Origin of the sequence: Thorsellia kenyensis (assembly GCF_042432445.1) — a bacterium.
Lineage (GTDB): Bacteria > Pseudomonadota > Gammaproteobacteria > Enterobacterales > Thorselliaceae > Thorsellia > Thorsellia kenyensis.
Window position 1 is genome coordinate 84784 of record NZ_JBHLXE010000016.1, and the last position, 20253, is coordinate 105036.

Annotated in this window: 19 protein-coding genes and 3 pseudogenes; 18 read left to right on the forward strand and 4 right to left on the reverse strand. The window is 35.4% G+C overall.

What is annotated here, in order from left to right; translation table 11 throughout:
* Nucleotides 1–6: 6 nt before the first annotated feature.
* The 7 genes from ACFFIT_RS01775 (at nt 7) to ACFFIT_RS01805 (ending at nt 10425) form a co-directional block, all read left to right on the forward strand.
* A complete protein-coding gene (locus ACFFIT_RS01775) occupies nt 7–1884 on the forward strand; it encodes a penicillin-binding protein activator (RefSeq protein ID WP_385875825.1) in 1878 nt (625 codons plus the stop codon).
* Nucleotides 1885–2274: 390 nt separating this feature from the next.
* Entirely contained in the window at nt 2275–3387 is a 1113-nt protein-coding gene (locus ACFFIT_RS01780) for a hypothetical protein (RefSeq protein WP_385875827.1), read from the forward strand.
* Between the two features lie 41 nt (nt 3388–3428).
* Nucleotides 3429–4148 (forward strand): DUF1266 domain-containing protein, encoded by a 720-nt coding sequence (locus ACFFIT_RS01785; RefSeq protein WP_385875829.1) that lies wholly within the window; start codon nt 3429–3431, stop codon nt 4146–4148.
* A 72-nt stretch (nt 4149–4220) separates the two neighbouring features.
* Nucleotides 4221–6542, forward strand: a complete 2322-nt coding sequence (locus tag ACFFIT_RS01790) for a hypothetical protein (protein WP_385875831.1) — start codon at nt 4221–4223, stop codon at nt 6540–6542.
* A 248-nt stretch (nt 6543–6790) separates the two neighbouring features.
* Nucleotides 6791–8389 carry a maltose/glucose-specific PTS transporter subunit IIBC gene (gene malX, locus ACFFIT_RS01795; protein ID WP_385875833.1) on the forward strand — a complete coding sequence of 533 codons (1599 nt, stop codon included), beginning with the start codon at nt 6791–6793 and terminating at the stop codon, nt 8387–8389.
* A 158-nt stretch (nt 8390–8547) separates the two neighbouring features.
* A complete protein-coding gene (locus ACFFIT_RS01800) occupies nt 8548–9729 on the forward strand; it encodes a MalY/PatB family protein (protein WP_385875835.1) in 1182 nt (393 codons plus the stop codon).
* A 231-nt stretch (nt 9730–9960) separates the two neighbouring features.
* A complete protein-coding gene (locus tag ACFFIT_RS01805) occupies nt 9961–10425 on the forward strand; it encodes a DUF441 domain-containing protein (RefSeq protein WP_385875836.1) in 465 nt (154 codons plus the stop codon).
* Nucleotides 10426–10521: 96 nt separating this feature from the next.
* On the opposite strand, the pseudogene ACFFIT_RS01810 reads toward ACFFIT_RS01805, so the two are convergent.
* Nucleotides 10522–11116 (reverse strand): annotated as a pseudogene (locus ACFFIT_RS01810) (glycyl radical enzyme domain-containing protein); the annotation flags it as partial.
* Nucleotides 11117–11485: 369 nt separating this feature from the next.
* On the opposite strand from ACFFIT_RS01810, the pseudogene ACFFIT_RS01815 reads away from it, so the two are divergent.
* From ACFFIT_RS01815 to ACFFIT_RS01830, 4 genes and pseudogenes are all read left to right on the forward strand, one after another.
* Nucleotides 11486–11572: pseudogene (locus ACFFIT_RS01815) on the forward strand (hypothetical protein); the annotation flags it as partial.
* A gap of 244 nt (nt 11573–11816) precedes the next feature.
* On the forward strand, nt 11817–12659 hold the full coding sequence (locus ACFFIT_RS01820; protein WP_385875838.1) for an IS66 family transposase: 843 nt from the start codon (nt 11817–11819) through the stop codon (nt 12657–12659).
* Nucleotides 12640–13332 carry an IS66 family transposase gene (locus ACFFIT_RS01825; RefSeq protein WP_385875840.1) on the forward strand — a complete coding sequence of 231 codons (693 nt, stop codon included), beginning with the start codon at nt 12640–12642 and terminating at the stop codon, nt 13330–13332. The genes ACFFIT_RS01820 and ACFFIT_RS01825 overlap by 20 nt, the downstream gene beginning before the upstream one ends.
* Before the next feature lie 35 nt (nt 13333–13367).
* A complete protein-coding gene (locus ACFFIT_RS01830; RefSeq protein WP_385875842.1) occupies nt 13368–13508 on the forward strand; it encodes a transposase domain-containing protein in 141 nt (46 codons plus the stop codon).
* A gap of 54 nt (nt 13509–13562) precedes the next feature.
* On the opposite strand, the gene ACFFIT_RS01835 is transcribed toward ACFFIT_RS01830, so the two are convergent.
* Together ACFFIT_RS01835 and ACFFIT_RS01840 are read right to left on the reverse strand one after the other, a co-directional pair.
* Complete coding sequence (locus tag ACFFIT_RS01835; protein ID WP_385875844.1) at nt 13563–13736, reverse strand: hypothetical protein; 174 nt, start codon at nt 13734–13736, stop codon at nt 13563–13565.
* Nucleotides 13733–13978, reverse strand: a complete 246-nt coding sequence (locus ACFFIT_RS01840) for a hypothetical protein (protein ID WP_385875846.1) — start codon at nt 13976–13978, stop codon at nt 13733–13735. Before ACFFIT_RS01840 ends, ACFFIT_RS01835 begins: the two co-directional genes overlap by 4 nt.
* 441 nt (nt 13979–14419) lie before the next feature.
* Between ACFFIT_RS01840 and ACFFIT_RS01845 the strand changes: the two genes are divergently transcribed.
* The gene (locus ACFFIT_RS01845) at nt 14420–14830 is read left to right on the forward strand and encodes a hypothetical protein (protein WP_385875848.1); all 411 of its coding nucleotides are present in this window, start codon (nt 14420–14422) and stop codon (nt 14828–14830) included.
* Between the two features lie 304 nt (nt 14831–15134).
* Here the strand turns inward: ACFFIT_RS01845 and ACFFIT_RS01850 are convergent.
* A pseudogene (locus ACFFIT_RS01850) lies at nt 15135–15613 on the reverse strand (transposase).
* A 126-nt stretch (nt 15614–15739) separates the two neighbouring features.
* Here ACFFIT_RS01850 and ACFFIT_RS01855 point away from each other — a divergent pair.
* From ACFFIT_RS01855 to ACFFIT_RS01880, 6 genes are all read left to right on the forward strand, one after another.
* Nucleotides 15740–16117: a DUF4277 domain-containing protein gene (locus ACFFIT_RS01855; protein ID WP_385875850.1), complete on the forward strand. Its 378-nt coding sequence runs from the start codon at nt 15740–15742 to the stop codon at nt 16115–16117.
* A 315-nt stretch (nt 16118–16432) separates the two neighbouring features.
* Nucleotides 16433–17185 carry a 2,3-diphosphoglycerate-dependent phosphoglycerate mutase gene (gene gpmA / locus ACFFIT_RS01860; protein WP_385875851.1) on the forward strand — a complete coding sequence of 251 codons (753 nt, stop codon included), beginning with the start codon at nt 16433–16435 and terminating at the stop codon, nt 17183–17185.
* 176 nt (nt 17186–17361) lie between these two features.
* Nucleotides 17362–18636, forward strand: coding sequence for a tyrosine--tRNA ligase (tyrS, locus tag ACFFIT_RS01865; RefSeq protein WP_385875852.1), 1275 nt, complete (start codon nt 17362–17364; stop codon nt 18634–18636).
* Nucleotides 18637–18943: 307 nt separating this feature from the next.
* Entirely contained in the window at nt 18944–19543 is a 600-nt protein-coding gene (locus ACFFIT_RS01870) for an NAD(P)H-dependent oxidoreductase (RefSeq protein ID WP_385875854.1), read from the forward strand.
* A 221-nt stretch (nt 19544–19764) separates the two neighbouring features.
* Nucleotides 19765–19965 carry a hypothetical protein gene (locus tag ACFFIT_RS01875; protein WP_385875856.1) on the forward strand — a complete coding sequence of 67 codons (201 nt, stop codon included), beginning with the start codon at nt 19765–19767 and terminating at the stop codon, nt 19963–19965.
* 145 nt (nt 19966–20110) lie between these two features.
* A complete protein-coding gene (locus tag ACFFIT_RS01880; protein ID WP_385875858.1) occupies nt 20111–20230 on the forward strand; it encodes a winged helix-turn-helix domain-containing protein in 120 nt (39 codons plus the stop codon).
* Nucleotides 20231–20253 lie beyond the last annotated feature (23 nt).

Here is a 20253-nt window from a genome sequence, read left to right on the forward strand (position 1 = left end):
AGAGCCATGTTAAAAAATCATAAAAAAACCCAACTTTGCTTGATTATTGCTTCAAGTCTTTTTTTAGCGAGTTGTCAAACCAATAGACAAAGTCAGTTAGATTCACCATTAGCCACTTCATCCGATTATGAACCATTATTACAACAGGCTTCCGGTTCCGATAAAAACACGATATTGATTTATCAAGCAGCTACGTTAATTCAAGAAAACAATCTTGTTGGAGCTGGCAAAATATTGGATGCAATTCCTACAGGTTTAGGGGATGAAAGTTATGCACTTTTTTCTTTAACTCGTGCAGAGCTGTATGTCAAAGAAGCTAAAATAAATGAAGCGAAAGGTCTAATTAGCCAAATTAATACATCAGTGTTAAATGACAATGGATTATATAGATTAGCAAAGGTCCAAATGCAAGTGACTGAACAAACCCCTTCTGCTGAGCTATTAAGAGCCTTCATAGGGCTTGAAGCCGTAGCACCAAGTCAAGATAAACCTCAACTCATTAATGAAACCTGGCGTGTAGTCGCCAATATCTCCCCTGATGAAATTAAAAGATTCACTCTAAGTGCGAATGAATTTATTTTGCAAGGTTGGTTAGAACTTAGAAATATCTATGATACCTACCGTTACGATAATAATAACACTGCCTTATTTGATGTAGCTGTAGACAATTGGAAAACTCGTAATCCACAACACCCTGCAGTAGAACACTTTCCTAGTCAATTTTTATCGCCAGGCCAATACAGCGCATCAAATATTGCAACGACTAATTACTCACAAAACCAATCAAATGTTAAAGTGGCTCTCGCATTACCTTTTAGTGGACAGTCTCAAGTATCAAGTTTTGCAAATGCTATAAAATTGGGTTTTGAAACAACTGATATTGTCTCAAGTTATCAAGCGACAAATGCAGAAACTTCCTCTATACTCAATGATTTAATCGGGGATAGTGCTAATACTCAAACCATTGTGCCATCGTCTACTCCAGCCCCTATTGCTCTGAATGCATCACTTTTTGATACTCAAGCAAAAGACATTAATTCCATACTTGTCGAAGCAGAAGCTGCAGGTTTAGATACCGTGGTGGGCCCTTTATTAAAAAATCAAGTAGAACAATTAAGTAGTTATCAAGGAAACCTAAAAATATTAGCACTTAATGTACCTGAAACGCTTTCGAGTAATCCGAATATTTGTTATTTCGCGTTATCGCCTGAAGATGAAGCCATTGATGCTGCAGAACGTATGATATCTGATGGTAAGAGTAAACCACTTATTTTAGTGCCTTATGGTAACCTAGGGGACAGAGTAGCAGCTGCATTTAATTCCCGCTGGGAACAAAGAACTGGTTCGAGTGCCATTGTGAGAACAATTCATGAGTTAAATGACCTAAAAGTCATAGGTGCTAATGGTGATGCCCTAGACATAAACGGTCCAATACGTGATGGTGGTGTAGATAGCATTTATGTCATCGCTGAAGCTGAAAAATGGTTGTATATCAAACCTATAATAGATGCGGCAACAGCTGGTAAAAATTCGGTAGGACTTTATGCAAGTTCTAGAAGCCATCAGAACAATAGCGGACCTGATTTTAGATTAGAAATGCAAGGTGTCAAATTCAGTGAGATCCCTCTTCTTGCTAATCCTCAATCCTTAAGTTACCAAACGGCTATGACATTAATGCAAAATGACTATTCTCAAGTAAGATTACTGGCTATGGGTATAGATGCTAATCGTCTCGCTCAGAACTTTGGTGCGCTACAAAGCGGCAATTTTACAATGAGAGGTGATACAGGGCTGATTAGCGTGGCAGAAAACTGTGAAATACAGAGAAAACTGACATGGCTTGAATATGATAAGGGTACAATTATTCCTGCTAGAAATCCTTAAAAAGCACTAGAATCATAGGTACTCTATACTCAATAGAAGTCAAGTTTCAGGTATTGACATGACTTAATTCCCTCCTAATGGGCATTAGAATAATCACTGCACCTGAAACTTGAAGCAACTTCATTATAAATACATTTTTTCTTGCCTATTTGACACTGATAGGATTAGGTAAAAAATTCTTCATCGCACAAAAATGAATTCGCTTTACCAATTACATGTTACGCGCTTGGCTAAAAAATGACAGAACATTCAAGATCACATTAACAAAGCAACAACTATTACTATTGTTGACAAATTTTAATAATTAACAGAAAATAAACGCCATAAGATTTCGTTACATCCATAAAAATTTATCCATACGATCACTTTAACAATGAACTCTACCTCACAATGGCGAATCACTTAACGCTCTCACGTTACTCCCCGAGAAATGTAATTAATGCAGCTGAATTAAAAAAGGGGATTGAGCATCGTTCTATTGCTCGCAAGGATTCACCTAGCATTAAGTCGTGGATGCTTAACCACTTTTATCGTTACATAATAGGAAATTATTCAGAAGCTCATCCTGCGTTGATAGAAGTAATTTCAATCAGTGATGCTCTGCAACTACTCAACAGGAACAAACAAAAAGAAAACACTTGTGATGACCCACCTCAATGGTTAGCAAATGCTTTTTTACAGCAGACTAAGCTCTATTGGATCGATGATGAACACCCCGTATTTATTAATTTAGAGGCAAAATATCTAGAGTTCCTGCACTCAAGATCATACTCTCTAATTGGTACTAAATTAATAAAAATAAATGCATTTCAAGCATTATATTTATATGAACATGAACATAACCTTTTTAAAATCAAAACAAGCAAAGGTCTAGTCACTCACACCCCTGAAGCAGTAAAATGTGTTTTTAGTTCCTCATTAGGTAATTTTGTTGAACTGCTTGCTAAAAATGAACATTTTCGCAAAGAATTAGTATATGAAAGCCAAAACATGCGCCACTGCATTGGCCAATTTGAAAACAGACAACAAATGATAGGTGGTTATGCTGAATACTACGCTTCAAAATGTGAGTGTTCACAAATGAAAATTTTCAGTTTTAGAACAGAAAATAATTTACCTAGAATCACTATCAGCGCTCTGATTTCAAATAATAACCGACTCATCATTCAAGAAGTAAAAGGTAAACAAAACAGACCGCCTGTCGAGAAATATCATGAGATCTTAATTAATTTTTTAAATACCTTAGAGTGCGATAAAACCATGCCTATAGATCTTAATAACATTGGCATCGTTTTTAGTGAAAACCAGTGGAAAAAAATAAGTGAACTCGTCACAACTGAAGAAAAAATAAATATCGCTTGGAAAGTACCAAAACTTGCATTAGAAATAGTTAATCGACCATTGATTGTTGATTGGGCTATAGCGGCAAAAGCTCCACACCTACTTAAACAATTACAAAACAGCGAATATATTAATAACTTTATTCATTATAAGGACTATTAAGAATAAATTGAATTACACTTTATTTCTTTGAGAATGCTCTTATGCTATATGCAATTATTTTGCTAGGAATTTTGCTAATTTTTAACCCTTATAAATCAATTAGATCACAGTTAAGAGTTAAAAAATTAAATCATTATCAGTCACTCGGCTATATAGATTATTATAATGACGAACTACCTGCCAGAGTCGCCTTTGAGCGACTTCTAGGTCATCCTTTTGCTTATCAAAACATTAAAGGAAGATACTATCTTTCTTGTGCTAAATATGGCGAATTTGCCCCCGAAAAAGAGTTGATAAATATTTGGAAACCCACCTTGTTGGCTTATTTAAATATTTCGTATACTCTTAGCAATAGACCGATTGAAGAAATGATCACAGAACGTTTCACCCAAAACTGGTACCGATTAGGCCTGATGGATTGCCATGATGATGACGATATTGCCGCAGCAATAGCTTTTGCGACGGCAAAATTGAGTTTTACCCTGCAACTTTCTTTGCTCCTCAACTTTATTGATAATGGCACACATGGAAAACTAATGGCCCTGAATGCAATAAGAGCAAGAGATTGTTTTGGGTCTTGGCAAGAATACGCTGAAGCCTTATCTAAAGGCAGAATCCAGTATTTAAACAATGGCCATACCGATTACATTGGTAGCAAAATCACTTTGCAGATGGTCAATGAATGGCTCAATGATAAAAAACACCCATGGCATACAATATCATGGCCTCAGCAAGGCAAAGAGCCCATTAAAATGAAATAAATGTTTGCTTTTGTCTTATCACATTCTTAATTAATAATCCTCATATCAACTCATTTTAACTAAGGAAATCTCATGACTTCTATAGATATATTAACTGGCAGCGCTCTTCATTCATGGCTTGATGCCCAATGGGATTTTTTTTCACATCCAAAAGAGACTATTGATGAAGCACAAAGAATACTTTTGCTAAAACGTAGTTTAGAGGAAACCCGTTGTGAACCTGATGATTATCCTTCTTTAAATAAATATTTTAGACTTTGGTACGTTATCAATGAATTTGACATGGCTTTGAATGTTATAGAGACCTATACGAATTCGATTTTAAATAATGTAAACAATAACGATAAAATCTATATATCTATCCAAATATCCCTGTGGAAATTATCTATTTACACAAAAATTAAACACGAAAATTTTCTTATTCAGTGCGATGTTTTAGTTGAAGAACTTTTTGCTTCGCCTGATAAAGGTGCAGTGCTTGAAGACTGGTCAACGTTTTTGAATATCGTGGAATCGGCAAAGCAATGGAATAAATATAGAGAATTACTAAGAAAAAGAATCGCCTTTGAACCTAGGTTCGCTAAGGAAAATGTTAACTATTTGGAAGGCTTGCTATGGATTTATTCTCGTGATTGCTTTGCATTTATATGTGACAATCAAAAAGAAGAAGCCGAAAATTCTGTTAAACGTTTAATAGAAACCCTCCAAGAGGATAAATTTAAAGACAAAGTTACAACCAAGACATGGTTGGAACAAGCCAATTTCCTTGTATCTTTAATGCCTGAATGCATAGATGAAATGATATTTCATATTAAAGCATTGGTTCAAGATGACTGGCCAGATGCAATTAAAAAAGAATTAAATATTAAAATAGCACAAATTAAAGCGGAACAAAAATATGCACAAAATCAACTTGAAGAAGCCATTGAATTTGGTCTTGCTGGTCACTATGAAATTGCGCGACAAGGCCATCATTTTACCACCAAATTAATGGATTGGATAATTGAGCTGGGCAACTACGATAAAGCAGCCAAAATAGCATTAGATGCGATACGATTTAATTTAAAAGATGCGTCAAATCATGCCATTTCACTAGCTTATAAACATCATGAGATGAATCCTTCTTTATATTGGCACCTTATTATTTGTTGGTACAACTGCTTTGCTCTATATAATAAAAATAGACATTCAGACTACATTTTGACTGAAGAAGAACAAAAAATCGCAACCCATCTGCTCAATGAACACTTAGCAAAAGCAAAATCAATCGATGCAAGCCACGTTGATATTCAATCGTTTGAAATATACTTGTTGATACAAAATAAAGCTCAAATTAATGAAGATGAATACCATCAAAAAGTATTAACACTGTGTGAACGTTTTTTTAGAGATCCAAATAACTATCGTTCTAAGGAGCATATTTCTGCATATTACAGGGCTAAAGCCCATTTATTAGGTATAAAAACTGCATTAGAAAGTGAGTTTATGCCAGCAAGTGAAGCATTTGAAAATTTTGACCTAAGCCAATCACTTTTTGTTCGCGAAGAAGAGTGGCAAAAATATTCGGATCATTATGAATCGATTTTAACATTAAAACATAAATTTGAAATATGCGGCTTTGAACAATATCAGAGATTTTATGAAACAGGGATTGGATATTACCGGGATGGTAATATTCATAACTTCTCAATGCTTATCAGAAATATTTGCTGTGAGCTAAGCGAATGTGATAAAAAAACGCCAGAAGAAATTAAAGGCAGAGCTCAAAAAATTTTAGAGCTTTCTCATTTAGCTATTAAGGTATCCCCGTTTGCTGAACATTATTCTGGCATATTTGATGCTTATAACCTACTGCAAGATTTTGAGAAAATGGTAGAGGCAGCTGAAAATTTATGGCAAATAGCTAACACTCATGGATATAGTCGATATACACCTCAAAACATACTCGATTTTTTTGTACCCTACCTAGGACAACAAGGTCGCTTTAGAGAATTAATGATATGGTTAGAAAGGCTTGATCAATGGTATGCCTATCTCTCAGAAGATCAACAAGTAGCACAACAAGAAAGTTATTTTAGTCAGATAATCCATATATTAAGTCAAGTGGCCAGCCAACAACCTGAGGAAACCTCAATTAAACTAGAAAAAGCATTAACTCACAACCCTCCATTTTGGGAAACAAATGGGCGTACTGCACTCAATATATCTTCTATTTATTTTCAGTTACACAATTATGATAAGGCTATAGAATTTGGTAAGCTTGCATTGGCATTGACTACAGAATATGACACAGCTGAGGTAATAAAAAAAGCTGAACGCAATCTAACAATAATGCAGGACACATTAGCAAACCAAAATAAGACTATCTTAAAGCCTTGGTGGAAGTTTTGGTAAAACTTGAAAGTCAAGTAGCTTATACATAGAACTGTCTATACGGCCCTTTTCTAAATTTATTTAATGAATAAAGATAATGGGCGTATCAACTCAATCTCTTTTCATATGATTTTGTGTGATCAATCTCACAAATTCACTATTAAACACCAATTATCTTGTTTTTCTTACTAATATTTCTAAATGTTTAATCGTTAATTCTATATCATACCTCAATGACCATATAATTTAAATTGAAACAAGGATTCAACATGAGTAATCAATCTACTTCACCCCAAATTACTTTTTGGGAATTTTTTCAAAGTCTAGGCAAGACTTTTATGCTACCTGTTGCTCTACTGTCTTTTTGCGGTATTCTACTAGGGATTGGTAGTTCACTGAGCAGTGAGGGAGTCATTGCTCAATTGCCTTGGTTAGGTAACCCTACAGTTAAACTTTTCTTTCAATGGATGGCTTGGATAGGAGATTTCGCTTTTGGCTACTTGCCTGTTATGTTCGCCATCGCCATTCCACTTGGATTAGCAAGGGATAACAAAGGTGTAGCTGCCTTTTCTGGTTTTATTGGTTTTGCTGTATTTAACCTATCCATCAATTTTTATCTAAAACAAGCTGGTATTTTAGAAAGTTTTGATGAATTGGAGTTAAAAAAACAGAACATCAAAGCAATACTTGGAGTCCAAACAATAGATACCGGTATATTAGGGGCAATCATCGTCGGTATCGTGGTCTATTTTTTACATGAAAAATTTCATCGCACTGAATTACCCGATGCGTTTTCATTTTTTGGCGGGGTAAGATTTGTTCCTATCATTACCTTATTGACCATGAATGTTTTGGGCTTAGCAATCCCTTTTATTTGGCCTTTTTTTGCTGCGGCTATCAATGGATTAGGTTCTTTAATTCAAGGTGCTGGTATTTTTGCTCCGTTTTTATTTGGTGCCGGTGAGCGTTTTTTACTCCCTTTTGGTCTACACCATATTCTTGTAACTCTTATCCGTTTTACGGAGGCTGGGGGGACTTTAGAAGTATGTAACAATACCATTAGTGGTGCCTTATTAATTTTCAAAGAAGAGCTGGCATGTTCCGAGGTAACGGAGTTTTCAGTCAGTGCAACTCGATTCTTATCACAAGGTAAAATGCCTGCGTTCTTAGGTGGATTACCTGGAGCAGCTCTTGCGATATACCATTGTGCGAAACCTGCTAATCGCATGAAAATAAAAGGACTCCTCATTTCGGGTGTAATTGCTTGTATGGTAGGTGGAACCACCGAACCAATTGAATTTTTATTCTTATTTGTAGCTCCATTCTTATTTGTCATTCACGCAATTTTAACAGGCCTAGGTTTTATGATTATGGGGCTTTTAGATGTGACAATCGGGAATACAGACGGTAACATAATTGATTTTATTGTCTTAGGGGTTCTTCAAGGAACTAAAACTAACTGGCACTGGGTTCCTGTTATTGCAGGCTTATGGTTTGTTATTTATTATATTATTTTTAGATTCGCAATTACCAAATTTGACATCCCAACACCTGGACGCGAAAAAGACTCTAACGAGGCACTTGCTAACGAATTCAGTGGTACACCAGCTAATTTTGACTCAACAGGGTATGACATTGAAGGTATTCTAGTTGCCCTTGGAGGAAAAAAGAATATTGTGAGTTTAGATAATTGTATTACTAGATTAAGACTCTCAGTTCAAGACATGAGTTTAGTGCAAGAAAATAAACTAAAATCTCTAAAAGCACTTGGCGTGGTAAAATTGAACGACCACAATCTTCAAGTCGTTATTGGTACAAAAGTGCAAACAGTCAAAGATGGACTAGAAAAGCTAATGAAAGTAAATTAACTATATAGATCACTGAGTGAATAATTAAATTGTCATAGTGTGCACCTTAGACAAATAAATAATAATTGAAAAGCAAAACTTCTGGTTTTGCTTTTCCTTTTTAGGTATATTGCCTTTTAATAGCCGAGGCAAGCTTAGTATAAAAACAGGTGTTTAGTATGTTTGATTTTAATAAAGTAGTTAATCGTAAAGGTTCTTTTTGTACACAATGGGATTTTGTAGAAGATCGATTTGGCGTTAAAGATCTTCTGCCCTTTACAATTTCTGATATGGATTTTTCAACAGCCCCTTGCGTTTTAGAGGCTTTAAAAGAGCGTGTTGAACATGGGGTTTTTGGGTACAGCAGATGGCAGCATAATGATTTTTATCAAGCAATTAGTCATTGGTATGATACTCGTTTCAATACCCTCATAAAATCAGATGAATTAATCTATTCACCTTCAGTGATCTATGGCGTGAGTGAATTAATTAGAATGTGGTCTCAAGAAGAGGACCATATCATTTTACACACACCTGCTTATGATGGCTTTGAAAAAATAATTAATGCCAATAAGAGACATTACAGCCCTTGCCCACTCTACCAAGAACCGATGGGAACATGGTTATGTGATTTTGATATATTAGAGCAACAATTAAAGCACCCTAAAGCAACGATATTGATCTTATGCTCTCCACATAATCCCACTGGTAAAGTGTGGACTTTAGAAGAACTTAGAAAAATAGCACGTTTAGCACAACAGTATGGTGTAAAAATCATTAGTGATGAAATCCATATGGATATGTGTTTTTCTTCTAATAGACATATACCCTGGCAACTTGTTGCCATAGAAGATTACGCCATATTTACCTCTGCCTCAAAAAGTTTTAATTTTCCTGCCCTTGGAGGAGCTTATGGTTTTATATCCAATAAAGAAGATAGAAAAGAGTACGACTATCGATTAAAGCAAATTAATTCTCTTTCATCCCCTCCTATATTTTTTGTTCTTTCACATATAAGTGCCTACAATCATGGGGATGTTTGGTTAGATGCTTTAAAAAAACATCTTTATGGCAATTTAGAATATCTGCAAGATAAACTCAACAGCGATTTTCCTGAACTTAATTGGCATATCCCAGAATCAACTTATCTTGCTTGGATAAATCTTAGAGCCTTGAATTTAGAGAGTGAATTATTGCAAAAGACTCTCATTCATAGCCATAGAGTGGCCATTATGCCAGGTAAAATCTATGGTAAGCCGTATGAAAATTTCATTCGATTGAACGTCGCATGTTCACGCAATAAACTAGAGAAGGGAGTAAATGCCTTAATCAAGGCCATTAAAAGTATGAAGTCAGTTTAGTTTTTCCCATAAACAACAATCCTATTGACATGCCTATTTTTAGCTACTTTGCTCTGGCCAGGAGTTCAAATAATATAAGGAAAAAATCAGAAAATCTCTTATCTCCTTTTTTACTATTCACTTTATAAAGTAAATCAGAATAGTTATTGTTAATTCACACCGGTTTGTTCTAATTGCATCGTAATAAGCTTTTATAAATAGAAAACCAGTTATTTAAATAAGGAATGTTTTATGTTTCCCTGGCTTGACGCGAATCTCATATTACTCATTGTTTTATTAATACTCGGGCTATTTACCCAAAATCACCCTATTATCTATGCAATAGTTATTTTGCTTCTCATTAGGTATACACCGCTAAAACCTCTATTACCTTTAGTTGAAAAAAATGGGCTGCAAATTGGCATCACAATTTTAACTGTGGCTGTATTAGTACCTATTGTGACAGGCAAAATAGATACAAGCAAAGCTTTCACTTCATTTTTTGATTGGAAATTAATCGCCGCTATCGCAGTAGGGGCCTTGGTATCCTGGCTTGGTGGTAGAGGTGTTAGTTTAATGACCTATCAACCTCAATTAATTACAGGATTACTTTTAGGTACAGCGCTTGGCGTAGCCTTATTTAAAGGCGTCGCGGTAGGACCTTTGATTGCCGCGGGTATTTTGTCAGCCCTACTCTTTTTAGACACCAACAAATGACTTAAATCAAAACTGTTGAAGTTACTGCTACTCTTGCGTTCATTTTTGCCTATCATAGTTTGGTCAAACTGATAATTTGATTACTTTTGTCATGAATATCTGAAGTGACGAAGAGCCACAAATATTAGTAATTGCAATAGCGAGCAGATCATCTGGGGTAATATTAGCATCATAAAAGAATGTGAGATTAGGGGCGACTTGTTTAAGTTCTCTATCAATTTTTAAAATAGTGCGGCAAATGATATTATCACTCGGTCCTATATTGGCATGCATAAATGCATCTGGAATGGTTCTATCTAGCATTACCCAAATAAGGCATTAATATTTCATCCAACGTGCCCAAGAATACAGGCATAGCAGTGACAGAGGGCACATGATGATAAATAATGGTGAGCATATTAAGTGCGTCATCAAAATTTGTTGCGGGTGTTAATTCTAGCCATTTAGAGCCATTTGCTAAAAATTTTGCATAATCTGGTAATACATATCTCGGTTTATAAGGTGCATGCCCCTCATACATATTACATATTACTCTTTCATATAATGCATCTTGCACTTCCTTAGGCAGTTTTACATAGGGTAAGTTATTTTCAGCAAGCAGTGATAGTTGACGGGCTTTTTGTGCACTAGATAAATTTTTATTCATGACGGTATCTAAACAGAATTTTTGAAATGCGCTAAGTGTCGACATATAATACCTCTAATGAATTAAATGGCAATAATTTGAGATGTTGGGGTGTTGTATAACAAATAGCCAGGTTATATTTACAAACTAAAAGGACTAATTAGATGCAGTCTTCTATGGAGAGCTTTGATAAGACATTATATGATTATTAAGATCTACGTTTTGATACATATCATAAATTGTTACTTTTTCTACTTTCCCGTAAAACCTGGTGCTTCAGGACAGGGATTTAAGGCGTAACGATGCAGTGACTATTTTTGTGGTATTCATTGTTGTTCTATTATCGGCTTGAAAATGGATTTACTCAATACAGCATTTTACAAAGTATTGCTTGATGCACAAGTTAGGCGGCTACCTATTTAAGTTTATTTAACAGCGGGCGAAATCCCTATTGATAGTAATTATATACATACCATTCGACCGATTGCAATAGGTCGAAAAAACTGGTTGTTTTTTTGGTAACCATTCAGGTATCCCCGTTAAAACTAGATTTGTAAATGTTCTTGACGGGGTTTTTAGTGTTTTTTTTGTTTTTCCTTGCTTATTTTAGAGTCTCAATATTTGCACATTTAACGATCCTCCAAAGCTCATTAAGCCCTTAATCTGTTATTCCACATCCCCCTCTGAGAGGAGAAAATTTAAAGTTCGCTAAATCGCATTTAAAGCACTTTTTTTGCCAAAAAAAACATGGTGTATACGATGCACTATGAATACAAACTCAATCTTAACCAAAACGTTGACGAAAAAAGCGATCAACACTCATCAATTCGTCGGCTCGGCTCGAGAATTTGTATCGTCTTATAATGGTGATTTCAAAGCTGCAATTGATATCATTAATACCTTCATCGAATTAACAGTTGATTTATTGAATCAAGTCGGTCTCAATTGTCTCAACAGCAGTATTCCACCCTCTCAAGATAAAAGAAAGACCAAGAATATTAAACCTGATAGTAAAGTGACTAAGGATGGCTCCCCGAAAAAGAAACAGGGCGGTCAATCAGGACATCAGGGCGTCACGCTTGAGTTAGTGGATAACCCCGATGAAATCATAAAAATACCCGTTGATACGTCAACATTACCGCCTGATGACTACCATGACATAGGCCTGGAACGTAGGCAAACCACTGAAGTTGTGATCACTAAAATAGTCAGAGAGTACCAAGCTCAAGTGGTGGCTAATACTCAAGGAAAATTATTCACAGCTTCTTTTCCAGAAGGTGTCACTCATAAAGCACAATACGGCTCATCTATTAAATTAAATCCAGTCTACATGGCTATCTTTCAACTGATACCTTATGACAGATTACAACAACATTTTCATGAGCTCTACAATGTTGATATCAGCAAGGGTACCTTGTATAACTTTCTAGAATTGGCATTTAAACGTTTAGACAGATTTGAACAAGCAGCTAAGCACGCATTAATACACTTTGAACTGATTCATGCAGATGAAACAGGTATCAATGTCAGTGGTAAAAGAATTTGGCTGCACAATGCTTCAAATGAACTCTGGACACTGATGATCCCCCATGAAAAACGAGGGGAATAAAGCCATGGATGAAATCAACACCTTGCCACATTTTGGAGGGGTAATAAGCCATGACTATTGGCGTGCCTATTTTAAATATATGCAGGCAGAGCATTCGCTGTGCAACGCCCATCATTTAAGGGAATTACTCCGTGCTTATGAACAAGATGAGCAATCATGGGCACAAAAAATGCACCAATTTTTAACGGGGCTTAATACAGAAATTATAGCAAATGGTGGTATGTTATCAAGTGAACGTCAAGCAGAAGTGTATCAACAATACCAAACACTCCTCAAGCAAGCCGAAATTGAATGCCCTCCACCCCCTACGGTCTCGCTAGAAAAGCATGCGAAACCTAAAAAAGGGGTTGTAAAACGGAGTAAAGCGCGAAATTTGTTGGAGCGGTTAATCAAGCACCCTGAAGATGTCTTACGGTTTATGACAGAGGCGTTTATACCTTTTACCAATAATCAAGGTGAGCGGGATATCAGGATGACAACAGTTCATCAGAAAATCTCTGGATGTTTTCGTTCAATGAAAGGTGCTGAGATGTTTTGTCGCATACGCAGTTATATCTCTACGTGCCAAAAACATGGTATTACAGTTTTTGACGCATTGGAGTCTTTATTCATGCATAATACATACCCCAAATTTATTCAGGATGTCATTGATAAAATGCCGACACCTGAATAATTACGTTTTTTGGTTCACTGAAGGCAGGTGAAGCGATGACAGGGATCATGAGTTTACTGGCAACGGCTAAAATAAATAGTTTAGATCCTGCAAAATGGTTATTTGATAGTTTAAAGAAATTACCTACGTGGATGAATAGTCGTTTGGATGAATTACTTCCATTGCGCAATGGCTGATATTAGATCTATCTAACTCACTCATTTTCAAAACAAATCAAATTACAATGATTTTCAATGTGTGTTGACCGTGTGTTTACGAGTGTACTCCGTTTCTGCATCTTGTTCTGATTCTGCTTTTATTGCTCCTCTTTGCCATCTATTTTGATACACAAGGCCTACAGGAACACCTGAATTAGGGTCATGTAATAATACTGAATGGATTAGAATTCCCTTAGCATGTTTCATTTTTTTGAGGCTGTATTTACCATTTCATCAAACACATTGGAGTGATTGGAAGAGAGCGTGGTAGTGTCTTCAAGGGCAAGTAAAACATCATAATCATCAACAAGTTTAGCTGTATTTTTGTAGCCAGCTTTCGCTATTACTTCAGCTGAGATACGAGGATTACGTATTAGTCTGTATGCGCCCTCTATTTTTGCTCCACCACAGTCTGTACGATTAATAGGTATGGCAGGATTATTTGACATAAGTTACACGGTTTTGATTAATCTATTTTTTAACCTACTATCAGAAACCTCGATACCATCAAATAATCGATTTGCCCAAGCATTAGAATCTTCAAACATAGCGTTTACCTTTTTAATGAGTTGAAATTGCATTAATTATAATAAATAAACCGATTAAAGGAAAGAAAGTCAATTTAATATCAATATTTTAGATCTTATTTAAATGATATGAATAATAGACAGGTTTTATACGGGGGATTGAAATAAATACTGAACTGAAGTATTTTGTTAACGAAGATGATTATTAAAGTAATTCTAATTAATAGTCAACTTTAGTTAAAATGGAAAATACATCTAAAAAATTAGTTGTATTAGCATTATTATGTGATCCCTTGTGTTTTTTATTATGATAAATATTGAGTGGATTGTGACTTAATAGCATTATTATCAGATTGGTTTAATATGAAGAAAATATTTATACTATTCATCACGTTATTTTTAAGTATTCCTGTTATGGCTGGATGTATTAATGAAGGAGAAACTATTTCGGTGACTGGAACGCTTTTCACCAAAAGTTATGATTCTGATGATGTTGATAGGGATAATACACCATATGTAGTGACATTTATTCATACCGATCCTCAATTCTGGTCGCTATGTCTGTTAAGTTATTCGGGTAAAAAGTATTATATTTCTAAAGACTTACAATTACTACTACCAAAGACTGTCACGGATGAAAATCAAGTTGACATCAATAAGAAAGTGATCGCCAGCGGTGAAATTGTCCGTGCTGATGGGAGTCCTTCAATTGTTGCTGATCAGATCATTCAAAATTATAGTCTAGAGCAACCTGTTGGCAACAACAATGAATAAATTTGAAATTTTTCAATTGATTTATACTGCAATTGATTAAGAACTTAGTGTATATTAATTGGGTTGAGTGCCGAATGAGACTATTGTGAGTGTTACTAAAATAACTTAATTGAAGACCATGTTTTATTGCATTGATTAGTCAACTTCTTATATACTTAAAGATAAATCTTAGTAAACTATTGTTAGAATATTGATTAGCAACACTTATCTAATCAGTTTAGATGAATTATGATGATATCTGTAAGTTTGGGATAGTGGCTATTATTCAAAAGTAACTCTATTATAATAGCGGCTCCTCGTCATCTTATGTGGATTTCTGAGGTTTATACATAGGGTTTTGAGGCAAATGATCTAATTTACCCATGCGTAAATATGCAATTGTAATGAATGTATTTATATTTCGATAACCTTTCGCTGCTCTCTTAGCTTGTTGCAATAAGCCATTCATCGCTTCTACATATGCATTACTACGATTATCCATTAGACCACGCACTATGCCATCAAAATGCTTATTCAATGTTTTTGCTACATCTTTAAATGGCGCTAATCGACATCTTCGGCCCAACTAATCCATGAATTTAATTTCTTTTCTATGGATTCTTTGTCATTTGTTTTGTGGGCATCTGCACAAATTGCTCGGAATGTTTCCTTCATTTGCCACGCTTTGGCACTTTTCAACTTTGACTTTTTCAATGCATCCATAGCCTGAGTCGTCTCGTCGTTCCATTGTGCTTTGTCTTTTCGCATGCCCCACATCAGAGATTTGATTGTTTCACTTTCTATCTGACATTCCGCTGTTCAAAAATTAATTAATTGACGTGTTTTTTTGTGATATTTATCACATTTCAACATTAAATCATTGACATTATTAGCAAAAAATGATCAATTATGACTTTTTGGATGGTGATTATGAACTTCGATAATGTTGACGTATATGATTATGGGCATCTTGGATTGGTTGCTGGTTTTATTAAACAGGTTGGGTTGATTGACTACATTGATCGTGTCATCCCTAAAACTAAGCCATGTCATGTCAGTCATGGTCAAGCAGTTGCAGCGATGTTGCTTAATGTCCTAGGATTTCATTCTCAAGCACTCTATTTAGTCCCCGAATACTTTTCTGATAAACCTATTGATTTACTGATTGCGCCTGGGATCTATAGTGAGCATCTGAACGATGATGTTCTTGGCAGAACCTTAGATGCCGTATTTGATTATGGTGTCTCTTCACTCTACAGTGAACTTGCAATTAAAACGCTTAATACCCTAAAAATTATAAACAACTAACAACTATCTTGACAAGTTCCGCAGGCAATATGGTATTTTATAGGGTAGTTGAAAAAGCAACACTCCATCTAAAGTGACGAAGAGCCAAAAAAGTTTACTCAGTCAAGAATTAGCTGTCAATTTATCGAAGTGTATCTCTTTTTGTCAATATGTTAGTATTTGTCTTTCTCTTCATGCGAATATGGTATGTTAGATGTTTTATCCTGTTAATGGATAGGCTATAATATCCACGGAAGAAATTATTTTGCTGAGTGGTTTATCATGTTATGATAACGAACGAGTTTTTTTATTTTTACTTTATTTAGGAGCCTGCTTATGTCAATCACAAAATTAGTACTTATTCGTCATGGTGAAAGTTTATGGAACAGCGAAAACCGTTTCACTGGTTGGACTGATGTAGATCTGTCGCCAAAAGGTATGGAAGAAGCTCGTGCAGCAGGTGAATTATTAGCTAAAGAAGGTTTTCAATTCGATTTTGCTTATACCTCTGTTTTAAAACGCGCTATTCATACTCTTTGGAAAGTCTTAGATGGTGTCGATCAAGCATGGTTACCTGTTGAAAAGGCGTGGGAACTCAATGAGCGTCATTACGGTGCATTACAAGGCTTAGATAAAGCAGAAACGGCAGCTAAATATGGTGACGACCAAGTATTACAATGGCGTCGTGGTTATGCTATCACTCCTCCTGCATTAACAAAAGAAGATGAACGTTACGCAGGAAACGATCCTCGCTATGCAGGCCTTAACGAATCACAAATTCCTCTGACAGAAAGCTTAGCATTAACTATTGACAGAGTAGTACCTTATTGGAATGAGAACATCAAACCCCGTATCGCTAAAGGTGAACGTGTTGTCATTGCTGCGCATGGTAATTCCCTTCGTGCATTAATTAAACATTTAGATAATATGAGCGAGGAAAAAATTCTAGAACTTAATATTCCTACAGCTGCACCATTAGTGTATGAGTTTGATAGCAATATGAATGTTGTTAAGAGTTATTATCTTGGTAATGCTGATGAAATCGCTGCTAAAGCAGCCGCAGTTGCAAACCAAGGTAAAGCCAAATAATTATTGTGAATTTTGCTGAGTGATCTCAGCAGTAGAATTTAATCTAAAGGCTTGCATGCATCTGTATGCGGCCTTTTTGTTTTTTGTAGATAAATGATTTAGTAAAAATTAGATGTAAAATACTTCTACCACTAAAAATCATAACGAATCATTATATCAATATTAAGGAATGTATTATGTCAAAGCAGTCTCTCATAGAACAATTAAAATCAAGAGGGTTGATAGCTCAAATCACTGATGAAAAAGCTCTCGAAGAACAACTTAATCAAGGCTCTATATCACTTTATTGCGGCTTTGATCCTACGGCTGATAGCCTTCATTTAGGTCACTTAGTGCCATTATTATGCTTAAAGCGCTTTCAAGATGCGGGGCATAAACCCGTGGCATTAGTAGGTGGTGCTACAGGCATGATTGGTGATCCAAGCTTTAAAGCAGCTGAGAGAAAGCTTAATACTTCAGATACAGTGAAAGAGTGGAGTGAAAAAATCAAAACTCAAGTTTCTCCATTCTTAAGCTTTGATTGTGGAAGCAATAGTGCAATAGTCTCTAATAATCATGACTGGTTTGGGCAAATGGACGTGTTAAGTTTCCTGCGCGACATTGGTAAACATTTCTCTGTTAATCAAATGATCAACAAAGAAGCTGTCAAGCAAAGACTTAACCGCGATGACAGTGGTATTTCATTTACAGAATTTTCTTATAATCTCCTACAATCCTATGATTTTGCAAATCTATGCGCCGCGCATAACGTCACCTTGCAAATTGGTGGTTCAGATCAGTGGGGGAATATTACCTCAGGCATTGATTTAACGCGTCGCTTACACCAAAAACAAGTCTTCGGATTAACCGTCCCGCTTATTACTAAATCCGATGGTACTAAATTTGGTAAAACCGAAAGTGGAGCAATTTGGCTAGATCCTACTAAAACGAGTCCTTATTCATTTTATCAGTTTTGGATAAATACTGCAGATGCTGATGTCTACCGTTTCTTAAAATTTTTCACTTTTCTATCACTTGAAGAAATTGATACGATTGAAAACGATGACAAAACGAGTGGCAAAGCACCACAAGCACAATATATCCTTGCTGAAAATGTGACTCGGTTAGTCCATGGAGAAGCTGGCTTATCTGCGGCAAAAAGAATTACTCAGAGCTTGTTCTCTGGTGATTTAAATGCACTGACCGAAGAAGATTTTGAACAATTAGCGCAAGATGGTATGCCTAAAATTACACTTTTAGCAGAAGATGATTTACAACAAGCAATAGTTCATGCTGGATTCTCACCGTCTAGAGGGCAGGCTAGAACATTAATTTCTTCTAATGCCATCACTCTCAATGGCGAAAAAATAACTCAAACCGACTACCTATTTGTCGATAGTGATAAGCGCTATAATCGCTATGGGCTCTTAAGACGTGGGAAAAAACACTACACATTACTCATATGGGCATAATGTATTTTTACCTTCAACTGCATGCTGCGTAAATATTTAAAAGCCACTGGAATTGTGGCTTTTAAATTCAATAAAATTGATTTGGTTTTCTTCTGCCTTATAATACCCTTAAACGTGAACAGTCATAAATAGTGGGTTGTAGGCGTTTTCTCTCTAATTGTATTTAGCCTCCTAATCAAACTCATTTAAAAAATATGAATGTATTAAGCGAATTAACTGAATAGATTTATTTTCCCTAATTGCTAAAATAGCTGCGTAATTAAACAATCATATTATATAAATAATAACTAAAACATGGGAGTTAAATATGCGTAAAGTTCTTTTTTTAAAATCAAGCATCCTAGGCGATTATTCTCAATCAAATGCATTAGTTGACTTTGCTATCAAGAATTGGGAAGCAAATCATCCGAATGATAAAATCACTTTACGCGATTTAAATGAGAGTAAATTACCTACACTTGATAGTGAATTAGTCTCTATTTTACGTCCTACTGATGGTATTGAATTAAGTTCTCGTCAAAAAGAAGCGTTAGCTTTATCAGATAGCCTTATTGCTGAACTTAAAGCGCACGATACCCTAGTCATAGGTACACCGCTCTACAACTACAATATTTCAAGCCAACTTAAAAACTACTTTGACTTAGTTTGCCGTGCTGGAGAAACCTTTAAATATACAGAAAAAGGACCTGAAGGCCTTTTAGCCATTAATGAAGCTTTAGTCTTAAAAGCAACAGGTGGTATTTATGGTGAAAATGCGGTTATTGATCAATTTTTCAATCAGATTTTACCTTTTATTGGTGTGAAAAAAGTAACTATCATCAGTGCTGAAGGAATCGCTTACGGTGATGAAATGATGCAATCAGCAATCGCTGGCGCTAAAGATAAAATTGAAAAATATGTAGGCTAAATAGTCGTGATATGATTTAACGGGGCACAATTATAGATCATGTGCCTCGCTAAATAAAAGGATAGCTTAATTTCAAATCAAGCATGTGAAGTGGTGCATGTTCAATCAATTTATTCCCCCCTTAGCGCATTTATACTTAGCTTAAATAGAGCTAATTTTACTATACCCGTGCTCGGAGATTATGCCAGGCATTGAAAGATCAAGAGTTCAGACTATTTAATTTGAAAATTAAATTAACAGCAGAACAAAGAGCAAATTTAAAAACTCAATATAAAATGACTGACGATCAACGCATATGTGATAGCATTTATGATGTATTGTTGGCCGATGACAGTTGGTCAGCAACATTAATCACAGAATCTCAATTAATTCATGAAACGACAGTGCTAAGACATAGTAAGGACTACCTTGAAAACACCTGAAAATGATGGCGCTGAAAGTTATTTAAATGCAGCACAAACATAAGAACTGTTGACTCATTTAACTCAACATTTATATCAGCATAACTATCAGATGATAGTTGGTTATATCGCTACAACCTATCAAGTTTTTTTACTGTTTTAAGGAATGTATAAATGGCTCATTGGTCACGTATTTAGTTATAAAAAACCTAAAGGTTCACCTCATAAATTAGATGGAGAAAAGCAAAATAAATTTATTGAAACTTATCAGTCACTAAAATTATAGCTAGATTGGGCGGAGTTTACGGG